32 protein-coding genes are annotated in these 21,166 nt (G+C 73.9%); 24 read left to right on the top strand and 8 right to left on the bottom strand.

The genetic code is table 11. The annotated features are described in order from the left end of the window. Positions 1-18 precede the first annotated feature (18 nt). The 16 genes from DQ240_RS18415 to DQ240_RS18485 all read left to right on the top strand — a co-directional run bounded on the left by DQ240_RS18415 (position 19) and on the right by DQ240_RS18485 (position 12,591). The gene (locus DQ240_RS18415) at positions 19-321 is read left to right on the top strand and encodes an HNH endonuclease (RefSeq protein WP_113841098.1); all 303 of its coding nucleotides are present in this window, start codon (positions 19-21) and stop codon (positions 319-321) included. A 326-nt stretch (positions 322-647) separates the two neighbouring features. Beyond that, positions 648-1,145 (top strand): hypothetical protein, encoded by a 498-nt coding sequence (locus DQ240_RS18420; protein ID WP_113841100.1) that lies wholly within the window; start codon positions 648-650, stop codon positions 1,143-1,145. Further along, on the top strand, positions 1,123-2,622 hold the full coding sequence (locus DQ240_RS18425) for a terminase large subunit domain-containing protein (protein WP_113841102.1): 1,500 nt from the start codon (positions 1,123-1,125) through the stop codon (positions 2,620-2,622). Before DQ240_RS18420 ends, DQ240_RS18425 begins: the two co-directional genes overlap by 23 nt. Before the next feature lie 13 nt (positions 2,623-2,635). Continuing rightward, the gene (locus tag DQ240_RS18430) at positions 2,636-2,842 is read left to right on the top strand and encodes a hypothetical protein (protein WP_113841104.1); all 207 of its coding nucleotides are present in this window, start codon (positions 2,636-2,638) and stop codon (positions 2,840-2,842) included. Positions 2,843-2,844: 2 nt separating this feature from the next. Next, positions 2,845-4,050: a phage portal protein gene (locus tag DQ240_RS18435; protein WP_113841106.1), complete on the top strand. Its 1,206-nt coding sequence runs from the start codon at positions 2,845-2,847 to the stop codon at positions 4,048-4,050. Beyond that, complete coding sequence (locus DQ240_RS18440; protein WP_113841108.1) at positions 4,050-4,862, top strand: HK97 family phage prohead protease; 813 nt, start codon at positions 4,050-4,052, stop codon at positions 4,860-4,862. The genes DQ240_RS18435 and DQ240_RS18440 overlap by 1 nt, the downstream gene beginning before the upstream one ends. A gap of 4 nt (positions 4,863-4,866) precedes the next feature. Next, positions 4,867-5,319: an HK97 gp10 family phage protein gene (locus DQ240_RS18445; RefSeq protein ID WP_113841110.1), complete on the top strand. Its 453-nt coding sequence runs from the start codon at positions 4,867-4,869 to the stop codon at positions 5,317-5,319. Between the two features lie 98 nt (positions 5,320-5,417). After that, complete coding sequence (locus tag DQ240_RS18450) at positions 5,418-5,903, top strand: hypothetical protein (RefSeq protein WP_113841112.1); 486 nt, start codon at positions 5,418-5,420, stop codon at positions 5,901-5,903. A 41-nt stretch (positions 5,904-5,944) separates the two neighbouring features. After that, a complete protein-coding gene (locus DQ240_RS23420) occupies positions 5,945-6,097 on the top strand; it encodes a hypothetical protein (RefSeq protein WP_158548799.1) in 153 nt (50 codons plus the stop codon). Between the two features lie 3 nt (positions 6,098-6,100). Next, complete coding sequence (locus DQ240_RS18455) at positions 6,101-6,436, top strand: hypothetical protein (RefSeq protein ID WP_113841115.1); 336 nt, start codon at positions 6,101-6,103, stop codon at positions 6,434-6,436. Then, a complete protein-coding gene (locus DQ240_RS18460; protein ID WP_113841118.1) occupies positions 6,433-6,942 on the top strand; it encodes a hypothetical protein in 510 nt (169 codons plus the stop codon). The genes DQ240_RS18455 and DQ240_RS18460 overlap by 4 nt, the downstream gene beginning before the upstream one ends. Before the next feature lie 26 nt (positions 6,943-6,968). Continuing rightward, positions 6,969-7,286 (top strand): hypothetical protein, encoded by a 318-nt coding sequence (locus DQ240_RS18465; protein ID WP_113841120.1) that lies wholly within the window; start codon positions 6,969-6,971, stop codon positions 7,284-7,286. 41 nt (positions 7,287-7,327) lie between these two features. Next, on the top strand, positions 7,328-9,859 hold the full coding sequence (locus tag DQ240_RS18470; protein ID WP_113841122.1) for a hypothetical protein: 2,532 nt from the start codon (positions 7,328-7,330) through the stop codon (positions 9,857-9,859). Further along, complete coding sequence (locus DQ240_RS18475) at positions 9,852-10,727, top strand: phage tail domain-containing protein (RefSeq protein WP_113841124.1); 876 nt, start codon at positions 9,852-9,854, stop codon at positions 10,725-10,727. The genes DQ240_RS18470 and DQ240_RS18475 overlap by 8 nt, the downstream gene beginning before the upstream one ends. Beyond that, a complete protein-coding gene (locus tag DQ240_RS18480) occupies positions 10,724-11,842 on the top strand; it encodes a hypothetical protein (RefSeq protein ID WP_113841126.1) in 1,119 nt (372 codons plus the stop codon). The genes DQ240_RS18475 and DQ240_RS18480 overlap by 4 nt, the downstream gene beginning before the upstream one ends. Continuing rightward, positions 11,839-12,591 (top strand): hypothetical protein, encoded by a 753-nt coding sequence (locus DQ240_RS18485; protein ID WP_147262030.1) that lies wholly within the window; start codon positions 11,839-11,841, stop codon positions 12,589-12,591. Before DQ240_RS18480 ends, DQ240_RS18485 begins: the two co-directional genes overlap by 4 nt. Here the strand turns inward: DQ240_RS18485 and DQ240_RS18490 are convergent. Then, positions 12,588-13,037 (bottom strand): hypothetical protein, encoded by a 450-nt coding sequence (locus DQ240_RS18490; RefSeq protein WP_147262031.1) that lies wholly within the window; start codon positions 13,035-13,037, stop codon positions 12,588-12,590. The genes DQ240_RS18485 and DQ240_RS18490 overlap by 4 nt on opposite strands. Positions 13,038-13,117: 80 nt before the next feature. Between DQ240_RS18490 and DQ240_RS18495 the strand changes: the two genes are divergently transcribed. From DQ240_RS18495 to DQ240_RS18525, 8 genes are all read left to right on the top strand, one after another. Then, positions 13,118-14,281, top strand: a complete 1,164-nt coding sequence (locus DQ240_RS18495; RefSeq protein ID WP_113841132.1) for a hypothetical protein — start codon at positions 13,118-13,120, stop codon at positions 14,279-14,281. Positions 14,282-14,363: 82 nt separating this feature from the next. Then, on the top strand, positions 14,364-15,089 hold the full coding sequence (locus DQ240_RS24110) for a peptidoglycan-binding protein (RefSeq protein WP_158548801.1): 726 nt from the start codon (positions 14,364-14,366) through the stop codon (positions 15,087-15,089). Continuing rightward, entirely contained in the window at positions 15,086-15,256 is a 171-nt protein-coding gene (locus DQ240_RS23425; protein WP_158548803.1) for a hypothetical protein, read from the top strand. Before DQ240_RS24110 ends, DQ240_RS23425 begins: the two co-directional genes overlap by 4 nt. Further along, entirely contained in the window at positions 15,253-15,621 is a 369-nt protein-coding gene (locus DQ240_RS18505; protein WP_113841135.1) for a hypothetical protein, read from the top strand. Before DQ240_RS23425 ends, DQ240_RS18505 begins: the two co-directional genes overlap by 4 nt. A 14-nt stretch (positions 15,622-15,635) precedes the next feature. Next, positions 15,636-16,061, top strand: coding sequence for a hypothetical protein (locus DQ240_RS18510; RefSeq protein ID WP_147262032.1), 426 nt, complete (start codon positions 15,636-15,638; stop codon positions 16,059-16,061). Between the two features lie 183 nt (positions 16,062-16,244). After that, a complete protein-coding gene (locus tag DQ240_RS18515) occupies positions 16,245-16,487 on the top strand; it encodes a helix-turn-helix transcriptional regulator (protein ID WP_147262033.1) in 243 nt (80 codons plus the stop codon). A 54-nt stretch (positions 16,488-16,541) separates the two neighbouring features. After that, on the top strand, positions 16,542-16,793 hold the full coding sequence (locus DQ240_RS18520; protein ID WP_113841141.1) for a hypothetical protein: 252 nt from the start codon (positions 16,542-16,544) through the stop codon (positions 16,791-16,793). Next, positions 16,790-17,422, top strand: coding sequence for a hypothetical protein (locus DQ240_RS18525; RefSeq protein ID WP_113841143.1), 633 nt, complete (start codon positions 16,790-16,792; stop codon positions 17,420-17,422). Before DQ240_RS18520 ends, DQ240_RS18525 begins: the two co-directional genes overlap by 4 nt. 81 nt (positions 17,423-17,503) lie before the next feature. Here the strand turns inward: DQ240_RS18525 and DQ240_RS18530 are convergent, their stop codons facing one another. The 7 genes from DQ240_RS18530 to DQ240_RS24115 all read right to left on the bottom strand — a co-directional run. Then, complete coding sequence (locus DQ240_RS18530) at positions 17,504-18,505, bottom strand: tyrosine-type recombinase/integrase (protein WP_199589394.1); 1,002 nt, start codon at positions 18,503-18,505, stop codon at positions 17,504-17,506. Positions 18,506-18,611: 106 nt separating this feature from the next. After that, positions 18,612-19,292 carry a molecular chaperone DnaJ gene (locus DQ240_RS18535; RefSeq protein WP_113841145.1) on the bottom strand — a complete coding sequence of 227 codons (681 nt, stop codon included), beginning with the start codon at positions 19,290-19,292 and terminating at the stop codon, positions 18,612-18,614. Then, positions 19,289-19,756: a hypothetical protein gene (locus tag DQ240_RS18540; protein WP_113841147.1), complete on the bottom strand. Its 468-nt coding sequence runs from the start codon at positions 19,754-19,756 to the stop codon at positions 19,289-19,291. The genes DQ240_RS18535 and DQ240_RS18540 overlap by 4 nt, the downstream gene beginning before the upstream one ends. Beyond that, complete coding sequence (locus DQ240_RS18545; protein ID WP_113841149.1) at positions 19,753-20,031, bottom strand: ParB N-terminal domain-containing protein; 279 nt, start codon at positions 20,029-20,031, stop codon at positions 19,753-19,755. The genes DQ240_RS18540 and DQ240_RS18545 overlap by 4 nt, the downstream gene beginning before the upstream one ends. Next, entirely contained in the window at positions 20,024-20,536 is a 513-nt protein-coding gene (locus DQ240_RS18550; protein WP_147262034.1) for a hypothetical protein, read from the bottom strand. Before DQ240_RS18550 ends, DQ240_RS18545 begins: the two co-directional genes overlap by 8 nt. After that, complete coding sequence (locus tag DQ240_RS18555; RefSeq protein WP_113841153.1) at positions 20,533-20,874, bottom strand: hypothetical protein; 342 nt, start codon at positions 20,872-20,874, stop codon at positions 20,533-20,535. Before DQ240_RS18555 ends, DQ240_RS18550 begins: the two co-directional genes overlap by 4 nt. After that, on the bottom strand, positions 20,871-21,166 hold a 296-nt coding region (locus DQ240_RS24115), incomplete at its 5' end, for a hypothetical protein (RefSeq protein WP_233498814.1). The genes DQ240_RS24115 and DQ240_RS18555, both read right to left, overlap by 4 nt.

The raw sequence follows: 21,166 nt of genomic DNA on the forward strand, positions 1-21,166 counted from the left end.
GAGGCAGGTGAGCTCCCGTTGCCTGCACCTCCCCGATCCCCTGGCCGGTCCGGCCACGCCTGGCGCCAGCTCGTCGCCCACGTCCGCCGGCTGGTCGCCCGCGGCGCCGGGTGCGCCTGGTGCTTCGAGCCCATCGACCTGGACCTCGCCTGGCCGGATCCGCGCAGCTTCAGCGTCGACCACGTCGTCGCGCTCGACGAGGGCGGTGCCCCGCTCGACCCGGCCAACGCGGTGCCGATGCACCTGGGCTGCAACAGCTCGAAGGGCACGCGGCCGCTGGCCGACCGTCCCGTCCCCCTGAACACCGACCGCGCCTGGTGACCTGACCCGGGCGCGGCCGGCCTCGACCCGTGCCACCCAGCCCGCCCCAGGCGGACGCCGGCCCACCCGAGACACCGCGAACCGAAGCTCGGTGGATGGGTCCCGCGCCCGGAAGGCGCGCGGGCTGGGTGGCACGACCCTCTGACCTCGGCGGGAGGACCTCGCCGCCGGACCGGCGCGAACATGCAGGTCAGCGGCCCGCCGGTTCTTAGAGCCCCGTGCGGGCGGTGACCCGTCCGCGTCGCCATTTCTCCCCCCGGCCCGCACGAGCTGTACGGCGGTACGGCGGCCTGCCGCCGGACGCCCCGCCGGGAGGTGTCCAGCCGATGGCGCGAGCCTGTGACCAGCCCCGATGCCCCGCCCGGGCCGACGTCGACGACTGGACGACGACCGAGTACCGCAAGGGCTGCCGGCTCACCGCCTGTACGGCGGCCAACCGGCTGGCCACCCAGCGTCGGCGCGACAAGAAGCGCAACGAGGGCGTCGACCCGGAGGCCACCGCAGTGGTGCGCGACGTCGACGAGCCGGCCGCCAGCAGTGGGGGAGAGGCCTGGGCCTTCGACGTCGTCGGCGCCGTCCGGGCCGAGCTCGCCGAGGCCGACCTGACCCACCCGTTCCGGCGGTCGCTGACCTCGATCGCGCTGGCGCTGGCCAACCAGCTGCAGCTCTCGCTCGGTCAGGTCACCCCGTCAGCCACCGGCGCCGCCCGGCAGCTCGCCGTGACGCTGCAGCAGCTGCTCCCGCAGAAGGCCGACAAGAGCGAGCTCGACGAGCTGCTCGCCGACCTGGCGTCCGACGACGATGACGACGACGGCGCCGCGTAGCTGCGCGCCGCGGTTCGGCACCCCCCGCGACCCATCGCGGAAGACGATCGGCGGCCGCCAGGCCAAGGTCGCCCGGGCGCTGGGCATGCCGATGATGCCGTGGCAGCGGCACGTGGCCGACGTCGCCGGCGAGATCGACCCGGCCACCGGCGACCTCTACTACCGCGAGGTCGTCGTCACCGTCCCCCGCCAGTCGGGGAAGACGACCGAGATCCTGTCCGTCGCGGTCGACCGCGGCGTCGTCCCCTGGCCGAAGGGCCGGCAGACGATCGTCTACGCCGCCCAGACCCGCAACGACTCGCGGCAGAAGCTCGTCGACGAGCAGTACGAGATCCTCAAGGCGTCCCCGTTCGCCGGCCTCTTCCGCGGCGAGCCGCGCACCGCGGCCGGGTCGGAGGGGATCACCTGGCGCAACGGCTCTCGGCACAAGCTGATGGCCACCAAGAAGACGTCGGGCCACGGCCGCACCATCGACCTGGCGATCCTCGACGAGTTCTTCGCCCAGGTCGACGACCGCCTCGAGGGCGCCGTCCGCCCGGCCATGATCACCCGCGACGGCGCGCAGCTGTGGGTCATCTCCACCGCCGGCGACGCGGGCAGCATCCCGTTCCGGAAGAAGATCGACGCCGGCCGCGAGCGGTCCCTCGAGGGCCAGCACGGCCGGGTCGCCTACTTCGAGTACTCCGCGCCCGACGATGCGGATCCGGCCGACCCGGCGACCTGGTGGTCGTGCATGCCGGCGCTAGGCCACACCGTCACCGAGGCCGCGATCGAGACCGAGTACGCCACGTTCGCGCGCGAGGGGAAGCTCGACGAGTTCTGCCGCGCCTACCTCAACCAGTGGCGCGACGGACAGGTCGGCGTGCAGGCCATCCCCGCCGAGGACTGGAAGGCGTGCGCGCCCGAGGACGAGGAGGCGCCCGCGCCGGCCGGCCGGGTCGCCTTCGCCGTCGACGTCGCCCCGGACAGCTCGTGGGCCGCGGTCGCCGTCGCCGGGCGCACCGCCGGCGGCAATCCGACCGGCCAGGTCATCGACCACCGGCCCGGCACCAGCTGGGTCGTGCCGCGACTGGTCGAGCTGCAGGAGCGCTGGGATCCGCTGGCCTTCGCCCTGGACCCCGCCAGTCAGGCCGCGGCCCTGCTCAACGAGGCCATCGCGGCCGAGCTGAAGCCGCTGCTGGCCGTCACGACCCGGGAGTACGCCGCCGCCTGCGGCGCCCTCTACAACGCCGCCACGTCCCAGCCCACCGACGGCGGCCTGCTGCTGCCCCCGGTGTTCCGGCACCGCAACCAGGCGCAGCTCAACGCCGCGCTGGCCGGCGCCGCCAAGCGCCGCCTGCAGAGCGGCGACGGCTGGACCTGGGACCGGCGCGCATCCACGACCGACATCAGCCCCCTGGTCGCGGTGACGCTGGCCAGCTGGGCCTACGAGCGCATGGCCGTCAACGACGTCGACGTGCTGCAGACCATCTGGTGAGGAGACCCCCCGCATGACCCGAGCTCGAGCAGGCCTGCGCGCCGCGGCGATCGCCGCCGCCGGCACCGCGGCCGCGCTGGCCGGCCGCCTCGTCCGGCGCTGGCCCGGCCTGGCCGCGCTGGTGTGTGCCGTCGCCGGGGTCTGGACCCTGGCCGGCTACAGCTGGGCCCTGGTGACCGCCAGCGCGTTCGCGCTGCTCGCCGACTACCGGGCGGCCTGACCATGGGCCTGTTCTCCGGCGCCCGCGCGCAGCAGCGGTCGGCTGACGTCCCCGCGTCCATGCTCGAGGCGCTCGCAGCCGGCCGCGGCCGCGGCGCCGGCGGCTCCCCCGTCCCGGTCGGCTGGTCCGGCTCGCAGGCCATCCCGGCCGCCCTCGACGCCGTCCGGCTGCGCCACGACCTGCTGGCCACCCTGCCGGTCCAGGTCTTCCGCCGGGGCAAGAACGGCCACCCCGAGCAGATCGAGCCGCCCGCGGTGCTGCAGAAGCCGGCCGCACGCTGGGAGCTGATCCCGTGGCTGGCGGCCACCCAGAAGAGCCTGGACCTGCGGGGCAACGGCTACGGGATCGTGGTCGACCGGGACGCCCGCGGCCGCGCGACGCAGATCGAGCTGCAGCACCCCGACACCGTCCGCCCGGTCATCACCAAGGCCGGCGAGCTGATGTACCGGGTGGCCGGCCACGGCAAGCTCTTCGAGCCGCGCGAGATCTGGCACGAGACCTGCAACGAGGAGCCCGGCGAGGTCCCGATCGGCCTGTCGCCGATCGCCGCGTGCGCCCGGTCGCTGGGCATCAACATCGCTGCTGAGCAGTTCGGCGCCGACTTCTTCCGCGACGGCGCCCACCCCACCGCGCTGATCAGCAACACCAAGGCTTCGACGATCGACCAGACCACCGCGGCGGTCGTGAAGGCGCGGTTCATGGCCGCGGTCAACGGCAGCCGCGAGCCCGTCGTCCTCGGCGGCGACTGGAAGTTCGACCAGTTGTCCGTCGCGCCCAACGAGTCCCAGTTCCTCGAGACGATGCGATTCGGGGTCAACCAGACCGCCCGCATCTTCAACGTCCCCGCGGAGCTGATCGGGGGCGGTGCCGACGGGTCCTCGCTGACCTACGCCAACCGCGTCGACCGCGCCCTGGACTTCCTGACGTACCGCTTCGGCCCGACCATCGTGCGCCGCGAGAACGCCCTCAACCGCCTGGTCGGCCCGGGGGAGTGGGTCAAGTTCAACCGCGGCGCCCTGCTGGCCACCGACATGCTCACCCGCCTCAAGGCCTACGAGATCGGGCTCCGCAACGGCGTCTACGCCTTCGACGAGCCGCGCGAGCTCGAGGAGAAGCCGCCGCTCACGCCGGCCGAGATCACCGCGCTCAAGGACGCCGGCCTGCTCGGCAAGTCCTCCCCCGCCCCGACCCCCTCGACGGAGAACTGATGTCCACCGCCACCCTGCCCAGCGCCGCCAAGGCCGCCGAGCTCCGCGCCGCCGGCGCGGCCGCCCTCGCCGACAGCCCCTCCGCCCGCCGCGGCGCCCCCGCCGCCGACGCGCCCGCCGTCGTCCGCATGCCGATCAGCTCCGTCCAGTTCCGCGCCTCCGGCGACGGCGACGGCGAGATCGTCTTCGACGGCATCGCCTCGACCTACGAGCGCGGCTACGAGATGTGGGACTGGTACGGCCCCTACACCGAGGTCGTCTCCGCCGGCGCCGGCGCGCTCAGCCTGTCCCGCAACCCCGACGTCGCCTTCCTGCTCAACCACCGCGGCATGACCCTGGCCCGCACGAAGAGCGGGACGCTCGAGCTGTCCGAGGTCGACGAGGGCCTGCGCGCCGTCGCCCGCCTCGACACCCGCGTCACCGCCGTCCGCGACATCCAGGTCGCCGTCGAGCGCGGCGACCTCGACGAGATGTCCTTCGCCTTCCGCATCACCAAGGGCAAGTGGTCCCCGAACTACGACGAGTACCGGATCGAGGAGTACGACATCGACCGCGGCGACGTGTCGATCGTCAACTTCGGCGCCAACCCGCACACCGCGGACGGCTTCACCGGCTTCCGCTCGGCCGAGATCCTCGCCGGCCTCGCCCACCTCGACGGCGCCGAGCTCGAGCGGGCCGCCGCGGCGATCGAGGCCCGCCGCGGCCAGCTGCTCGCCGCCGGCCCGGTCGGCACGATGGGCGCGGCCGAGCTCGACGCCATCGTCCGCGAGCTCGCCCCGCACCCGCTCGCCGCCCGCTACGCCACCGCCTGACGTCGTGGCCACCGACCGCCTCGGATCGGTCACGGTTGACCAGCTGGCCAAGGACCTGTTGCGGATGAGCGCGGCCACCCGCGGCGCGCTGCGCAGGCGCATCGAGGCGCTGGGCCAGCCGCTGCTGGCCGACGCCAAGAGCAGGGCCAGCTGGTCGACCCGCATCCCGGCCGCGATGTCCGTGCGGCCGATCGCCAGCGTGGCAGCCGGCCGGGTCGGGCTGCAGCTGCGCGTCAGTTCCGCGGACGCACCGCACGCCCGCGCCTACGAGGGCATCTCCGACGCGGGCAGCCGCGGCGGCTCCTTCCGGCACCCCGTCTACGGCAACCGCGACGTCTGGGTGTCTCAGGCCGAGCGGCCCTACGCCTGGCCGGCCGTCGTCGCGATGGGTGACAAGGCCCGTCAGCAGATCGCGGAGGCCGCCGAGGACGCCGCCCGCGAGGCCGGCTTCCGCTGATCCCCTCGACCGTTCAGAACTGAACGGTCGGCCCCTCGCCCCAGCCCCCGGACGCCGCCGGCGCCCGGGTCTTCCCCATGCCCGAGAGGACCGCACCCATGCCCGAGATCGCCAACGCCCAGGCCTTCTACCAGCCCGGCGTCGCCGAGATCGTCCGGATCAACACGATCACCGACAGCACCGGCCTGCAGCCGACCGCGGCCGAGATCAACGGCGGCCTGAAGCTGCTGAACGAGGTCTTCGACCTCGCCGGCTGGTCGTCGAACACCAACTTCATCGAGCGCCGGCGCGCGAAGTCCCGCACCCGCACCCAGGTCGCCGGCGCGATCACGCTCGAGGGCTCCTCGATCACCTTCACGGCGGACAAGCTCGGCAACGACGCCGCCGCGGAGTTCGCCGTCGGCCAGACCTTCTACCTGGCCTTCGCCGACCGCGGGCTCGTCTCCGGCCGCCCGGGCGAGGTCTTCCAGGTCGAGGTCGGCGCCGTGGTGAACCTGCGCAACTTCGACAACGACTACTTCAAGATCCGCGTCGACTTCGGCATCCAGCGCGTCGAGAAGATCACGCTCCCCGCCGGCCTCTGAGCCTCGCCCCCCACCCGCTGAGCGAGCTCCAGGAGGACCTCGTGGACGACACCACCCCCACCACCGCTCCCCGGACGAGCACCGCCCGGGCCGACAAGTCCGAGCTGGTCGACCAGGCAATGAGCCTGGGCGTCCCCTCGTACGAGGCCTGGGCCATGACCGTCCCCGCGCTGACCAAGATGCTGGAGGCCTGACCGATGGCGCGCACCGCGATCACCCCGCAGGTGGCCACCCCGGCCGGCCTGACGCCGGCCTTCGAGCCGGCCAACGTCGACGGCAACTCGTTCGTGCTCCGCCAGGCGCGCGCCCTGCGGATCAAGAACGGGTCCGGCGTCTCGATCAACGTCACCCTGCCCACCCCGGGCACGGTCGACGGGCTCGCGATCGCCGACAGGGTCGTCGCCGTCCCGGCCGGCGCCGACATGCTCATCGGCCTGAGCCGCGGCGACGCCTACCGGCAGACCGACGGCTCGGTGTACGTCGACTACTCCGCGGTCGCCTCGGTGACCGTCGCGGTCCTCGACATCCCGTGAGCCTCCGCGCCCGCATCGAGGGCAAGGCCCGGCGGACGGCGACGTTCCCCCTGCAGGTCGGGAACGTCGCCGCCGCCGCGGCCGCCGTCGCCGTCTGCCAGGCCGCCCTCGACCGGCACCTGAACACGGCGACCGACCCGGCCGAGAGCACCGAGGAGACGCTGCGCTTCGAGGAGCGCAGCGCGGAGCTCCGCCGCGAGCTCGCCCAGGCGCAGCAGGCCGAGGCCGACACCGTCGTGCTCATCGAGCTGCAGTCCCTCGATGACGACGTCTTCGACGCCGTCCTGGGCGACGCCCCCCGGGACGACGACGGCGACGTCGACCTCACCGGCGTCCGCGCAGCGCTGCTCGCCGCGTCCTGCATCGACGAGGAGCTGCAGGCCGAGTCCTGGTGGGCCGAGCAGCTCGCCCGCCCGGAGTACTCCAAGGGCGACCTGCTCGCGCTGAACAACGCGCTGCTGGCGCTCAACCTGAACACCCCGGACGGGCGCCAGGGAAAAGGCTGAGGCGCGACCGCCTGCACGCTGCCCGGATGGCCTACTGCGGGCCCCGCGGCATCGAGCTCGACGCCTTCTTGCGCTGGTCGCGCCGCTCCCAGAACGCTGCCCTCGAGTGGGCCGCTCACGAGGCTCTCCGCTGCCGCGGCTGCGGCACCCACCCCGAGGACTGGGCCGAGAACCCGCACGCCCACCACGCGCACCTGTCCGACGAGTGCCCCGGCTGCGTGAAGACCCACAGCGCGCAGCAGCACTTCAAGGAGCTCCCGCCGGGCCAGCACGTCGTGCTGGCGCCCATGCCGGCCAGGGACTGCCCGTCCTGCGGGCCCTCCCGCCCGACCGTCCAGAACTGAACAGACGCCCGGTCCGGCCCGGGGGAGGGGAGGGCCGACACGTGAACGGTCTGACCAAGGACGTCGTGATCAAGCTGCTCGGCGACTCGTCCGACGCGCAGCGCGCCATCCGCGCCGCGGCCGCGGAGGCCGAGGTGTCGGTGTCGGCCTACAAGAAGGCGCAGCGGGAGTACGACAAGCAGCAGAAGGCGATGGCCGACGCCGCCGCCAAGCACCGCCTGGCGGTCGAGGTCGCCGCCGCCAAGAGCCGCGACGAGGTCGCCTCGATCGCCCGCGGCCTGGCGCTCGTGGTGGGGGCGGCCACCGCGGCCGGCGTGGCGCTGCCGGTCGCGCTGGCCGGCGTGGCCATGGGCTTCGGGGTCATCGGCATCGCCGCCGCCTCCCAGAACGACGAGGTCAAGGCCGCGTTCGCCGGGCTGGTCGACACCGTCAAGGACGGCGTCGACGAGATCGGGCAGCCGATGGCCGACGTCCTGCCCGGGATCGCCGACCGCATGGGCGCGAGCTTCCAGCGGATGAAGCCGCAGATCATCGACGCGGTCGAGGCCGCGGCTCCGCAGATGGAGCGGCTGACCGACTCCACCCTCGACATGGCCGAGAACGCCCTCCCCGGCCTGGTCGCGGCGGTGGAGAACGCCGGCCCCGCCGTCGACGGGCTGGGGTCGTTCATGGAGCGCACCGGCACCGCCGTCGGCGACTTCTTCGCCGACCTCTCCGAGAAGTCCCCCGCCGCGCAGCAGGCCTTCGACGGGCTCGGCGACGTCGTCGTCGAGCTGCTGCCGGTCCTGGCCACGCTGATCGGCGAGGGCGCCGAGCTCGCCGGCGACGTCCTCCCGGCCGTCGCGGCCACGCTGCCCGCGGTCAACTCCGGGCTCAGCCTGGTGCTCAACACCGCCCAGGCGCTCGGCCCCGCGTTGCCCGCGATCATCGCCGGGTTCGTGGGCATGAAGGCCGCCGGCTTCGCGGGGTCGCTGATCGGTGGCCTCGGCAACAACATGCAGGCCCTCGAGGGACGCCTCGGGACGTCCAACACCGCGCTCGGCCGGACAGGCGGTGCGCTCACCAACGTCGGCAAGGCGCTCCCGATCATCGGCATCGGCGTCGCGGCGGTGAGCGCCGGGATGGCGTCTGCTGAGCAGAACGTGCGCGAGTTCGGCGAGTCGGCCGCCCTGCTGTTCGCGAAGGTGCGGGCCGGCGGTCCCGACGCCGAGGCCGCGCAGCAGTCCCTCGAGCGGCTGCGCCAGGCCGCCGCGGACATCGGTGGCGACTTCCAGAAGGCCTACGAGGAGGCCAAGGAGTTCAACGACTCCCTGACCCCGCTGCAGGTCGCCCAGCAGAACGTGACCGTCGCCGAGACCGAGCTCGCGAACGCCATCCGCGACCACGGCCGGGAAAGCGCCGAGGCAACCGGCGCTCAGGAGCGGTACGAGCAGGCGCAGCGCGACGTCGCTGACGCCGCCGGCGAGACCGAGCTCGCGCTCTACGGCGTGACGCAGGCGATGATCGACCAGGCCAACCAGGCGCTGGCCGCGATCGACTCGCAGTTCGGCTACCAGAACAGCCTGAACCAGCTCGAGGACGCCCAGGCCGCCGTCGCCGAGGCGCAGGCGCACCTCAACGACGCCAACGAGGACATCCGCACCAGCACCGAGGACGTCGAGCGCGCCCAGCTGGCGGCCGCCGAGGCGGCGAAGAACACCGCTGTCGCGTTCGGTCAGCAGCAGGCCGACATGTCCGGTGCCGCCCAGGGCTCGGAGGAGTACGCGCGGATCCTGCAGACGAGCGCGCTGCAGGAGCTGTACCGGCTCCGCGACGCGGCGGGCCCGGAGCTCGCCGGCGCGATCGACCAGCAGATCGCGATGCTCGAGGCCTCCGGCGTCTCGTTGCAGGAGACCGGGGTGCACGCGGCCGCGGCGAAGGACCGCATGGAGGAGCTCGGCGCCAAGGTCACCGAGATCCCCGGCTACAAGGGCGTCGTCATCGACGCGCCGACCGACCAGCAGCGGCAGCAGATCGAAGCTCTCGGCTACAAGATCGTCACCCTGCCGAACGGGCAGGTCTACGTCACCGCCGACACCCGCGACGCCGAGACCGCGCTCGCCAACCTCTCCCGGATCCGCTACGCGACGATCGTCGCCACCACGGCCGGCGGCAGCTCGACTCGAGGCGCCGACGTCAACGCGCTCCGGCAGAACGCCGAGCGCGCCGTCGGCGGGCCCGTGTGGCCCAACCAGACCTTCCTCGTGGGGGAGAAGGGTCCCGAGCTCGTCCGCTTCGGCGCGCAGGGCTACGTCACCCCCGCCGACCTGACCGCGCAGGCCCTCCGTCAGCCGGCCGCCGCCGCGGCGGCGGCCGCGGCACCTGTGCTCACCCCTGCGCCCGCCGCGGCGCCCGCCGCCATGGGAGGGGTGGTCCGCCTGGACATCGACTACAACCGGCTCGGCGCCGTCGTCGCCGCGATCGCCGACCGCCGGCCGACCGTCGGGCAGGTCGTCACCCAGCGGGACGAGACCGGCTTCGAGATGGCCGACAAGCTGACCTGGACCGCGGCCACCAGGGGTCTCGATGGCTGACACCGAGATCCTCTGGCGCGGGCTGACCATCGGCGGGGACACCGACATCGACGTCCACGAGATCTCCGGCTGGGACGACCTCGACGACCTCGACACCTCGCTGGATCAGCCCCGGGTCCGGGCGCACGGCGACCACCCCGGCCCGATCTACTCCCGCGCGCGGACCGTCACGGTGCGCGGGGCGATCGCCAACCGCCAGGCGCGCGACCAGCTGGTGCAGGCCGTCCTCGGAGCGACCCCGGTGTCCTCCGAGGAGGAGCCGCTGACGATCGAGACGTTCGGCCGCCGGCTCACCGCCGGCGCGCGCCTGGTCCGGCGCTCGCTGCCGGTGGGGGAGGACTACGCCTCCGGACACGTCCCGTTCGCGCTCGCCTGGCGCTGCACGGACCCGCTCCGCTACGGGCCCGAGAAGAGCCTTTCCACCGCGCTCCCCGCCTCCGGCGGCGGCCTGGCCTGGCCGCTGTTCGCCAACGGGGTCCTGGACTGGGGCACGGCGGGGACCAGCGGCCAGCTGGTGCTGGTCAACGAGGGGACGGCCGACGCCGGCATCGTCCTGGAGGTCGCCGCCGGGACGACTCACGGGCTGCCGTCCGGCTTCGAGATCTCCGCCGCTGGCCGGCGCATCACCTACGGCACCGCCGTGCCGCCCGGCCAGCACATCGAGATCGACACCGAGACCGGCGCCGTGCTCGCCGAGGGCACCGCGGACCGCCGCCTCGAGCTGCTCAACAGCGACTGGCTGCTCGTGCCCGGCCGCGACCAGCAGACCGGAGCGCCGGGCTCGCTGACCGTCCAGTTCACCTCCCTCGGCGGTACCCGCGACCCCGCGGCCCTGCTGACCGCCCGATGGGAGGACACGTACTGGTGACCACGCGAGTCCTCTACGGCCACCTGCGCACCGGCCGGATCCTCGGCGAGCTCTCCCCAACCGGCTGCTCCTGGGCGCAGACGCTCAACGGCGCCGGCTCGATCGACCAGGTGACGGTCCCCAACGACGTCATCGAGCGGCTGCAGCTGCGCCAGACCGTCATGGGCCCGCGGGCGTTCCTCGCCGTCGAGCAGGACGACCGCATCCAGGAGGCCGGGCCCATCTGGACGTTCCCCTACGACTGGGTGCGCGGTCAGCTCACCCTCGGCGCCGCAGGCCTGTGGTCCCTGTTCGACTACCGCAAGGTGATCCCCGTGCTGGCCGCCGGCCAGCGCGTACAGGACCCGTCCGCGGACACCACCATCGCCGGCACCGACCTCGGCGGCATCGCCCGCGCGCTGGTCGCCCAGGCGATGACCCACGTCGGCGGCGACCTGCCCCTGGTCCTACCGGAGGCCGCGGCGGGGACGCGGACAGAGACGTTCCCGGGCTACAAGCTGCTCAACGTCGGGCAGCAGCTGCGCGAGCTCACCCAGCGCGAGACGGCGGCCCCGGACATCCGCTTCCCCGCCCGACGCAACCCCGACGACCGCCGCTTCCTGCAGTGGCTCATGGAGACCGGCACCGAGCAGACCCCGCAGCTGGCCCAGATCGGCCGCGACTGGGTCTTCGACACCACCACCCGGCGCTCCCCCGTGCTCGGCATCGGCACCGAGGGGGACGCCACGGTCATGGGCTCCCGTGCCTGGGTGACCGGCAACGGCAGCGAGCGGGACATGCTCATCGCGACCGCCTCCAACACCACGCTGCTCGACGCCGGCTACCCGCCGCTCGAGCAGGAGGAGAGCCGGTCCAGCGTCGAGCAGCAGGACACCCTCGACGGCCACGCCGCCAACCTCCGCGACCGCTCAGCCCGCCCGGTCGAGGTCTGGAAGGTCACCGTCCACGCCTCGGCCGCCACCGAGGTCCGCGCCGGCGACTACGCCCGCGTGAAGACCGCCGGCCACCCCTGGCTGGGCACCGGCGAGCACCGCCTCCGCATCCGGAAGAAGACCGGCAACCTCACCGACAGGGTGGTCCTCGACATGTACCCGCTGCAGGCGGCCCTCGGATGACCCAGGAAGCCGCCGTCCCCCCGGGCTTCTGGGGCCGAGTCCAGAAGATGATCGACGACGCCATCGCCGGGTTCGCCCGCTCCGGGTTCCTCCGCAACGCCTCGATCACCGGCGGCGCCGGCCTGACCATCAAGGACGGCGGCCGCCTGGCGCTGGAGACCGCGTCGGGCGTCGTCCTCTTCGAGATCGGACCGGTCGGCCCCGCCATGCCCGACGGCACCATCCAGCAGGGCCTGGTCATCCGGCGCGCGGACGGCACCCCCGCGCTGGCGATGTTCGACGCCAACACCAGCGACGGCGTCCTCCGACAGGCGGCCAACTGGTACGACCGCGGCGGCAACGTCGTCCTGGCCGACGACACCGACTCAGGCCAGGGCATCGCCCGGCCGTGGCTGTCCGGCGCCTTCTCCCGTACCCGGTTCGCCGACATGTCCGTGACCACGACGTCGTCGACCTTCGAGACCCTCTGGGACACCACCATCACCAAGCAGCAGCCGCGGCTGCAGGTGGGCTACCGGGCGACGATGGACACGTCCGGGACGACCGGTGAAACCCGGGTCCTCGTCAACGACGTGCAAATCGGACCCGTGGCCACGGAGGGCTTCGTCGTGGCCAGTAGGTACGTCGGTCCGGCGGCCGTCGCCGGCGCGCACATGAGCGACCTGACGATCAAGATCCAGGGCCGGCGGACCAGCGGCTCGGGAGCCCTGCGCGTCGAGCCCCTCGGCTGGCGGACGCAGCAGGCCTAGCCAGCCGGCGGCACGTATCCCGGCTCGCCAGGAAGCGGCTCGGCCGGAGTCCAACCCGGGTCGGGCGCGACCGGCGGCTCGCCAGGGTTCTGCGGCGGGGTCCAGCCCTCCGGCAGCGAGCCGTCGGGGTTCACCTGCGGGGCCGGGATTGTCTCCGGCGCGGGCGCGGGCGCGGGCACCGGAGCGGGGGCCTGGGGCTCGGTCACGTCCTCGACCGTAGCGACCGGCTGCTCCGCGAAGGGCGGCGCGACCGGAGCCGGCTCGGCCGACGGAGCCGCCGGCGTCGACGACGTCGTCACCGCACCGGTATCGGCCACCTCGCGGGTGCCCGTCTCGTCGTCGCCGGCCGCCGCGGCCGCACCGACGCCGACACCTGCGGCGACCAGCGCCGCGCCCACGACAGCCAGCCCGGCCTTCGTCCGTACCGCGGACAGCACCTCACCCATGCGCATGCCTCAGGTATCGGCCCTCGCCGGTCCCGACTCAAGCCGACCCGCCCCGGGTCACCCGATTGTGAAGGAGTCCCATGCCCGGCCTCGATGCCCTCACCGCCGGCGCCGGTCAGACCGACCAGCGCGACGCCCGGCACGCCGTGGGCGGCCTGCTCGCCGTCCAGGGCCCCACCGCGCTCGACGTACGCACCGGCGTCCTGCACGGCCCCGGCTCGACCGCCCTCATCACGGGCACGGCGAAGACCGGCCCCAAGATGAGCGTGCTGATCGGCGTGCACCACTCCGTCGGCTCCCGCGGAGTGGCCAACGGCCCCTACCTCGGGCCGACGCTGGACGCCGCGCTCGAGGTCGACGTCGACCTGGCGCCGGCCACCGGCTCGCGCATCGACGTCGTCTACGAGCGCCAGCGCGACACCACCTCCGGCGTACCGACCCCGGACGCCGCCACCGGCCCCGAGTACGGCGTCCTCAAGGGCTCCTCGAGCACCGGCACGCCGACCAAGCCGGACCTGTCGACGATCGTCGGCGCCACCGAGCTCGGCACCGTCACCGTCGCTGCCGGCGCGACGTCGACCAACGGCTCCAACGTCACCATCGCCAACACCGCCCGGCAGACCGTCGCTCGCGGTGCGCGCGTGCCCGTGCGCAACCAGGCGGAGCGGGACGCCCTGACCGCCTTCCCCGGGCTCGAGGTGTACCGGCTCGACAACGGCCAGGTGCAGCTGTGCACCGCGGCCGGCCCGCCGGCGGTCTGGAAGACCACCTACGACCCCGCCGCGCCCTTCGGGCAGCTGCCCTCGATCCGCGTCTTCCGAGCCAACTCGGCCGGCTACAACTCCCCCTCGATCTGGTACCCGGTGCCGTGGGACGGCTACGACACCTTCACGTCCTACGACCCCGGCTACGCGGGCACCCCGCAGATCGGCGGCGGCGAGTACTTCGGCCACGACTTCAGCGCCACCGACGACCGCCGGATCCTGATCAAGAAGTCCGGCCTCTACTTCGTAGAGCACGAGTCCGCCGGCAACACGGCGCCCGCGGGCGTGCGCGTCAACTACATGACCGACGTCCGCACGATCGGCACGACGATCACCGGTTCGAGCACCCAGACCTCCACGGTCGCCCGGATCTCGGCCGGCAGCTACATCGGCGGCAGCATCGTCCAGCCCAGCTCTGACGTGGCCGACGGCACCAACGGCTTCCGCAACCACCTCGTCATCACCCGCCTGGGCGACTGACCCTCCCGCGCTGCCGCGTTCCTGCACGTTCCCCGCCGGACCTCCCGAGGTCGGGCCCTTCGCCATGCCCTCAGGAGGCCTGATGTCCACCGCCGTCGCTGTCCTCGACGTCGCCCGCGCCGAGCTCGGCACCGCCGAGTCCCCGATCGGCTCCAACCGCGTGAAGTACAACGCCTGGTTCTACGGCCGCGAGGTGTCGGGCGACGCCTACCCGTGGTGCGCCGTCTTCGTCTCCTGGGTGGCTATCACGGCCGGCGCCAGCGCGCTGATCCCCCGCCACGCGTACACCCCGGCCGGCGCCGACTGGTTCCGCCAGCGCGGCGCCTGGGGGAGCACGCCGCGGGTCGGCGCGATCGTCTTCTACGAGTGGCCCGGCATGGGCCGGATCAGCCACGTCGGGATCGTCGAGACCGTCCACCCCGACGGGTCCTGGACGGCCATCGAGGGCAACACCGACGCGGCCGGGTCCCGCACCGGCGGCCAGGTGATGCGGCAGCGCCGGCGCTCGGTCGGCGCTCGCGGCGGCTTCGGCTACCCCGCCTACGCCGCGGCCGCCGCGGCCACCCCCGTCCCCGCGCCGGCGGCGGGCCGGCCGACGCTGCGCCGCGGCGACACCGGCGGCCACGTGCAGGCCCTGCAGCAGCGGCTGCGCACCGCCTACCCCGCCTACGCCGGCCACCTGGTCGTCGACGGCGACTTCGGTCCGGCCACCGAGGCGGCCGTCCGGGAGTTCCAGCGTCGCAGCCGGCTCGACGTCGACGGCGTCGTCGGCCGCAACACCTGGCGCGCCCTGGGGCTGGCGACGTGACCGCCCGGCCCGACGGCGCGCAGGACACCTACGCCGGCGTCGACGGCGCTCGCATGGGCTGCGTCGACGACCTGCAGCAGCCGTTCCAGACGCCGCGCTGGTTCGTCATCACCATCGCCGCGGCGACCGTCCTGAGCTTCGTCCTGGCGGGGGTGGTGCTGCGGTGACCATCCCCGTGCAGCGCGGCCCGGAGTCCGACGGCACCGGACGGGTCCTCAGCCTGGTCGTCGAGAGCCTGCGCCGCGTCGAGGACTCGGTCGGCCGCCTGTCGGCCGACATGCGCGTCGAGCTCGCCAAGCTCCCCGAGCAGTACATCCACCGCCGCGAGGCCGACCGGCGCTTCGACGAGCTGAGCCTGGCCGTCCGCGAAGAGGAAGCCGAGCGGCAGCGCGACGTCGCCTCCGCCCGCGAACAGGTCACCGGCCTCGAGCGGCGCCTGGTCGAGGGGCGGCGCTGGGTCGTCGGACTCGCCTGCGGCAGCGGCCTGGCCGGCATCGGGCTGATCGTGAACATCATGGACAAGTTCCAGTGACGGAGGTCCTGCCCGTGACCCGCCCCTCTCCCGGCCGCCCGCAGCCGGTCCTCAGCGCCGCCCAAACCGCGGCGATCGCCACCTGGGCTACCGCCCTGCTCGTCGGCTGGCTCGCCCGCCGCGGCGTGTTGCTGCCCGCCGAGATCAGCGAGCTCGCCGCGCACCTGATCGGGCTCGGCATCGTCGCCGTCGTCGGCGCCGGCTCCAGCCTGCTCGGCGCCCTGCGGGCCCGGCGGCACGTCACGCCGCTCGCCGACCCCCGCGACGACGACGGCGTCCGCCTGGTCCCCGCCCGGCAGCTGCCGCCGGTGCCCCCGGCGCGCTGGTTCAGCCGGCCGGAGCCGCCGTCGGCGCCGGACACCGCGCTGATCGAGCGCACCCAGGTCGCCGGCCCGTTCGTCGACGTCAGGAAGCTGCGCGCCGAGTACGGCCTGGACTGACCGACTTCTGTCACACCCCCATGAGAGGCTGATCTCCTACCGCGCCGGCGCGCTGGGAGATCGGCGCCCAGCACCGAGGCCCCTCCCGCCACCCGGCGGGAGGGGCCTCGTCGTCGTTGCTGGGGGAGGGGAGCGGTTCGGCTCCAGGATCAGTCCCCAGACGCCGAACTAGGGTGCGTGGTCATGTCCGAGCAGCTGTCCCGCGCGATCGCGATGCAGGTGCGGCGGCTCATGGACGAGCGTCAGGTAAGCGCCTATGCGCTGTCGAAGCAGACTGGGATCCCGCAGTCGAGCCTGAGCCGCAAGCTCAACGGGCCCGCCGCGTTCGACTTCGACGACGTCCAGGTCATCGCGGCCGCGCTCGGCATGGACGTCACCAGCCTGGTCGCGGCCGCCGAGCACGGAACCCCTCCCCCGACCGGGTGACACTACTTCCATTTTCGGGTACAGCTCCCAGGGGGTAGTGCCGAAAATGGAAGCATGACCGCTCCGCGCATCACCGCCGCGATGGTCTCGACCGTCGCCGAGGCCCGCTCCGCCGTCGTCGTCCTCGACGAGACCGCCGGCGCCCTCCGCCTCCAGCCCTCGCTCACCCCGCAGCAGGCCGACGACCCCGCCGTCGTCGTGCTGCTCGACCACTTCGGTGCCCGCTACTGGCTCCGCGCCCGCGGCACCGCCGGCGCCGCGGCCGCGGCCGCCACCGCTGAGGCCCGTCTGGCGGTCGCAGCGTGACCGCCGCCCTGCAGGCGCCGGCTGCCCCGATGCTCGACGAGCTTGCCGCCCGCCGGATCACCAACCGGATCCGCGAGACGCTGCAGGTCGCCGTCGACCTGCTCATCGAGGCGTGGTCCGGCCGGGTCTGGGAGCCCCTGGGGCACGGCAGCTGGGAGGACTACCTGGCCGCCGAGTTCGGCGACCTGAACTTCCGGCTGCCCGCCGAGCCGCGGCAGGAGCGGCTGCTCACCATGCGCCAGGCCGGGATGAGCGTCCGCGCGATCAAGGCGACCCCGGGCGCCGGCTCCGCGGGCACCGTTGCCGGCGACCTCAAGGTCCTGCGCGCGGCCGGCCGGCTCGACGACTCCGGCGGCGTCACGTCCCTCGACGGCCGCCGCCGTCCCGGCCGCGCCACCAGCCGGCCGACGAGCGCGCCGGAGATCTCCCCGGCCGACACGGTCGCCGACCAGGCGGTCGCCTGGGTGGCCGCCGCCGGCGCCCGCGGCCTGACCGTGCACGAGCTCTGCGACCGCGCCGGCTGGCGCCAGGGCAAGGCCTCGGCCGCGCTGTCCCGGGTCCACCGCCAGCGCCGGGTCGGCGTCGAGGGTCGCTTCCGCGGCGGCTGCACCGTGTACGTACAGCGGTGAGCCCCGGAACTGTCACCGGTCGCCCCTACCGTTGACGACGCCGCCTGGAGGCGTCACGTGGAGAGCAACACCCGGGCCTGGTCAGCCCACCCCCGAGCGCCCCTCCCACCGCCAGCCCGTGGCGGGGGAGGGGCGCTTGTCGTCTGCCGGGGACACGACGCGCAGCCGCCGGCCGGCCACCGCGGCGGCCCCGACCACGGGCAGACCGAGCACCGCGGCCCGGCACTCGTCGTCGTCGACGAAGGTGTAGATCTGCGTGCTGGTCAGCGACTCGTGCCGCAGCAGCTCCTGCGCGATCCGGGTGTTCCCGCCCGACGCCCGCAGCACCTCGGTGCCATACCAGTGGCGCAGCTGGTGGGCGGTCGCGTTCACCTCCGCCCGCCGCATCAGCTTGCTGATCGTGTTCGAGACCGAGTTGCCGCTGACCGGGCCCGGCCCGCGGTGCGCGGGGAACCACCAGCCGTAGCGGGGGAAGTCGTGCGCGATCGCCGCGACCGCCGGATGCAGAGGCAGCCTCGCCGGCTTCGAGCCCTTCCCCACCACGGACAACCACGGGCCGTCGATGTCCTCGCCCCGGAACTTCGCGATCTCGTGCGCGCGCAGCCCTTGATAGGCGCCCAGCAGCACCATCGCCCGGGTCCGCCGACGGTTCACCGTCGCGAGTACTCGCTCGAGCTGGGCGGTGGTGATCGGCCTGGCGGTGCGCTTCACGCCGCGCGGCTTGTGCAGCCGGTCGACCGGGTTGTCGCTGCGGTAGCCCATGGCCACCAGCCAGGAGAACCAGGAGTGCAGGTCGGCGTAGTTCACCGCCCGGGTGCCCGGCGAGATCCGCCCCCGCGACGCCGGCGACGTCGTCCCGCCGGCGGCCCTGGTCGACGGCGAGATCAGCGGGGTCGCGTCCCGGCCCAGGAACTCCGCGAGGTGCTGCCACTCGGCCAGCGCCGCCTCGACGCCGGCATACCGGCCGAGGTGGTCGACCAGGCCCAGCCGGTTACTGACCGTGCGCTCGCTCATGCCGGCGCCGCGCATCCACACGGCCCACTGTTCGAGCAGCTCAGCGGTCAGGTCCCCCGAGTCGTTCATGCGGCAGGCGTACGGGACTGGCTGGTCCGCAGCATCCGGGACGCCTCGGTCGGGTGGTGCGCTCACCTTCGGACGGGTGACGCCGCGCCGGCCCGGTCACAGGCGGTCACGCGGTCGCCCGGTACTCGTCGAGCAGCCGGCGAGCGTCCTGCAGCCGCTGAAACGCGACGACGTCGCCGCCGTTGTCCGGGTGCAGCCGACGGGCGGCGACTCGGTAGGCGCTGCTCCGCCCGGTCAGCCACTCGCCGAGGACGTCGTCCGCGGTGACACCGTCGGCGTGCTCGGCGACGAAGCGGGCGGCCGCGTCGACCGTCATCGCGGCGGCCGGCATCGGGATCGCGTCCCCGCCGCCGGAGGGGAGCGCCTTCCACCCGGCGTACTGCTCGCCGCGGCGGGTGATGCCGTAGCGGTCGACCTTGCGCAGCGCCTCGAGGCCGAGCGCGATCGCGCGCAGGTTGTGTTGCCAGTCCGACTGCATGCCGTCGCGGCGCCAGGACGGGCGGACGAAGCGGTCGGTCGCGTACTGCAGCGGCCCGTGCACCGAGTCGAAGGCCAGGCGGACCGCCGGCGACGCCGCCCGGGCGTCGGCCCGGAGCATGCCGTCCGCGCGGATCCCCCGCTCAGCGACGTCGACCTCGATGACGATGTGCTCCGCGTCCAGGGCGTAGAGCTCGCGGTCGAGGACATCGAGCGTGTCCGACCAGGTCGCGGTGAACTGGCTGTTCTCGTGCGCGCCGGCGAACGGTGTCCGGTCGCTGATCGGCCGCACGGTGTACGTGAAGGTCATTGGGCACCGCTCTTCTCGGCGGCCAGCTTGGCGATCGCCGCGGCGTAGTTGGGCGGGGGCGCAGGCGCCCACCATGGGCAGGAGCCGCACCAGCAGACCGCCGGTGGGCAGTACCGGCCGGAGCCCGCCGGGTCGCACGCGCTGGGCTGGCCGGGCCGGCCACCGTCGGTGCACGCGCACGTCGACGGCCGCGGCGCCGTCCGCTCGGCGGCCTGGCGGCGCTCGTCCGCCGTCCGGATCAGATCGGGGAGGACGCCGTCCTCCCCGCGGTGGCGCCGCAGGTAGCGGCGGAGCTCCCGGGCCTCATCCGGGGCGAGCTCGCTCGTCGACGCGAGCGGGCGGCCGACGTACAGGGCGGCGTAGGCAAGGCGGCTCGGTCGGTCCCGGACGCCGACCTCGTCGAAGGCGATCGCCAGCGCGGCGAGTAGTCCCCGGTCGGCGCGCTCGAGCACGGCGCCGGTCATGCCGGCGTCTCCGCGGCGACCAGTACTGGCAGGTCCGGCAGTCCGAGGCGGATGGCGGCGACCACCCGATGATGACCGTCCCAGACACGCCCGTCGGGCCCGAGCAGCACGGGCTCGCGGACGCCCTGCGCGAGCAGCTCGGCTTCGAGCTCCCGCTGGTAGCTCGGGTCCTGGTCGACCAGGTCGCGCACCTCGTCGTCCCAGGACCACGGCGGGCCGTAGCTGCCGGGGCCGTACTGGGCCAGCAGCTGAGCCAGCGGCATCCGCTCAGCCACCCGCCGTCACCGCCTCGGCCGGCCACGGGTACAGCGGGGGCAGCGGCTCATCGGCGGCGGGGTCCCACGCGAGGGTGGTAGCTCCGTCCCGCTGCGCCTCGGCCAGCGCCTGGTGCAGGGCGGTCATGTCGCGGTGCTCGTGCGCGCCGTTCGCGTGGCTGAGCGCCGCGAGCACCAGCGCCATGTTGTCGCGGTCGAGGCCGGCGACGGCGTCGGAGAGGTCGACGGCGTAGCCCTCGACGCCGAGCAGGCTGCCGATGATGGCCACGATGCGCCGCTGCGACCCGGACAGCCCGGGGCCGGAGTCGACGAAGCCGGCGACGTCGGGCCAGACCAGGCCCCGGGGTACCTCGGGGTCCTCGGCGTTGCTCAGCAGGAAGCCCCCGGCGGCCATCCGGTCAGCCAGGCTGCGGTGGCGTATGAGTAGCTCGACGCCGGCCTCGTACGGGTAGAGGCCGCGGGCCCAGAGGCGCAGTCCGGCCTGCTGCTCGGCCGTCGCGGTCACGACGTCGCCCCGCACTGGCTGCAGAGCTCACCGAGCTGCTCGGGGTCGGGGACCCACCAGCAGCCGCCCGGGCATGCGGCGTCCTCGGTGCAGCCGCAGACCCGGCAGGCCGCGACGTCGACGTCGAGCTCGGCGGGCCGCAGCCGCTCGAGCTTCGGCTGACCGCCCGCGAGGACGTCCTCGAGTCGACCGAAGGCGCTGCCGCGCAGCCGGTCGACCACGCCTTGGCCGACGTCGCTCAGGGCCGTCACCGCGACCCCATCCACGACGACCGTCGAGTCGGGCCGCTGACCGACCAGCGCCTGGACGACGACGTCGTGGCTGTCGAGCTCGCTCACGACGCGGCCGCCATCCGGGACGGCTCGAGCAGCTGCGGGTCGATGCTGCGCGGCGGGAAGGCGATGATGAGGGCGTCGTCACGTCGGGTGACATCCCGGGCGGAACGCACAACCTTGTAATCCGCGGGTTGTGGGTTCGATCCCCACGGGGCCCACTCGCGATGATGTGTTGTCTCGCCTGATGCTTGACCACGGGGCTTCGGGTGAGGCGCGACAGTGTTGCGGTTGATGGTTGACAGCTGTTTCGGCTGATCCTTGACGCTCCCTCGATGAGGGAGTTGAGCGTGGCGGA

The organism is Blastococcus sp. TF02A-26 (assembly GCF_003319125.1).
Classification (GTDB): Bacteria; Actinomycetota; Actinomycetes; order Mycobacteriales; family Geodermatophilaceae; genus Trujillonella.

What these genes read in the sequence shown, in the direction of transcription:
- DQ240_RS18455 (WP_113841115.1), top strand. Translation starts at nt 6,101, where the DNA reads ATGGCGCGCACCGCGATCACCCCGCAGGTGGCCACCCCGGCCGGCCTG.
- DQ240_RS18425 (WP_113841102.1), top strand. Translation starts at nt 1,123, where the DNA reads ATGACGACGACGGCGCCGCGTAGCTGCGCGCCGCGGTTCGGCACCCCC.
- DQ240_RS18475 (WP_113841124.1), top strand. Translation starts at nt 9,852, where the DNA reads ATGGCTGACACCGAGATCCTCTGGCGCGGGCTGACCATCGGCGGGGAC.
- DQ240_RS18490 (WP_147262031.1), bottom strand. Translation starts at nt 13,037, where the DNA reads ATGGGTGAGGTGCTGTCCGCGGTACGGACGAAGGCCGGGCTGGCTGTC.
- DQ240_RS18440 (WP_113841108.1), top strand. Translation starts at nt 4,050, where the DNA reads ATGTCCACCGCCACCCTGCCCAGCGCCGCCAAGGCCGCCGAGCTCCGC.
- DQ240_RS18520 (WP_113841141.1), top strand. Translation starts at nt 16,542, where the DNA reads ATGACCGCTCCGCGCATCACCGCCGCGATGGTCTCGACCGTCGCCGAG.
- DQ240_RS18450 (WP_113841112.1), top strand. Translation starts at nt 5,418, where the DNA reads ATGCCCGAGATCGCCAACGCCCAGGCCTTCTACCAGCCCGGCGTCGCC.
- DQ240_RS18485 (WP_147262030.1), top strand. Translation starts at nt 11,839, where the DNA reads ATGACCCAGGAAGCCGCCGTCCCCCCGGGCTTCTGGGGCCGAGTCCAG.
- DQ240_RS18530 (WP_199589394.1), bottom strand. Translation starts at nt 18,505, where the DNA reads ATGAACGACTCGGGGGACCTGACCGCTGAGCTGCTCGAACAGTGGGCC.
- DQ240_RS18435 (WP_113841106.1), top strand. Translation starts at nt 2,845, where the DNA reads ATGGGCCTGTTCTCCGGCGCCCGCGCGCAGCAGCGGTCGGCTGACGTC.
- DQ240_RS18540 (WP_113841147.1), bottom strand. Translation starts at nt 19,756, where the DNA reads ATGACCGGCGCCGTGCTCGAGCGCGCCGACCGGGGACTACTCGCCGCG.
- DQ240_RS18515 (WP_147262033.1), top strand. Translation starts at nt 16,245, where the DNA reads ATGTCCGAGCAGCTGTCCCGCGCGATCGCGATGCAGGTGCGGCGGCTC.
- DQ240_RS18430 (WP_113841104.1), top strand. Translation starts at nt 2,636, where the DNA reads ATGACCCGAGCTCGAGCAGGCCTGCGCGCCGCGGCGATCGCCGCCGCC.
- DQ240_RS18535 (WP_113841145.1), bottom strand. Translation starts at nt 19,292, where the DNA reads ATGACCTTCACGTACACCGTGCGGCCGATCAGCGACCGGACACCGTTC.
- DQ240_RS18420 (WP_113841100.1), top strand. Translation starts at nt 648, where the DNA reads ATGGCGCGAGCCTGTGACCAGCCCCGATGCCCCGCCCGGGCCGACGTC.
- DQ240_RS18465 (WP_113841120.1), top strand. Translation starts at nt 6,969, where the DNA reads ATGGCCTACTGCGGGCCCCGCGGCATCGAGCTCGACGCCTTCTTGCGC.
- DQ240_RS24110 (WP_158548801.1), top strand. Translation starts at nt 14,364, where the DNA reads ATGTCCACCGCCGTCGCTGTCCTCGACGTCGCCCGCGCCGAGCTCGGC.
- DQ240_RS18495 (WP_113841132.1), top strand. Translation starts at nt 13,118, where the DNA reads ATGCCCGGCCTCGATGCCCTCACCGCCGGCGCCGGTCAGACCGACCAG.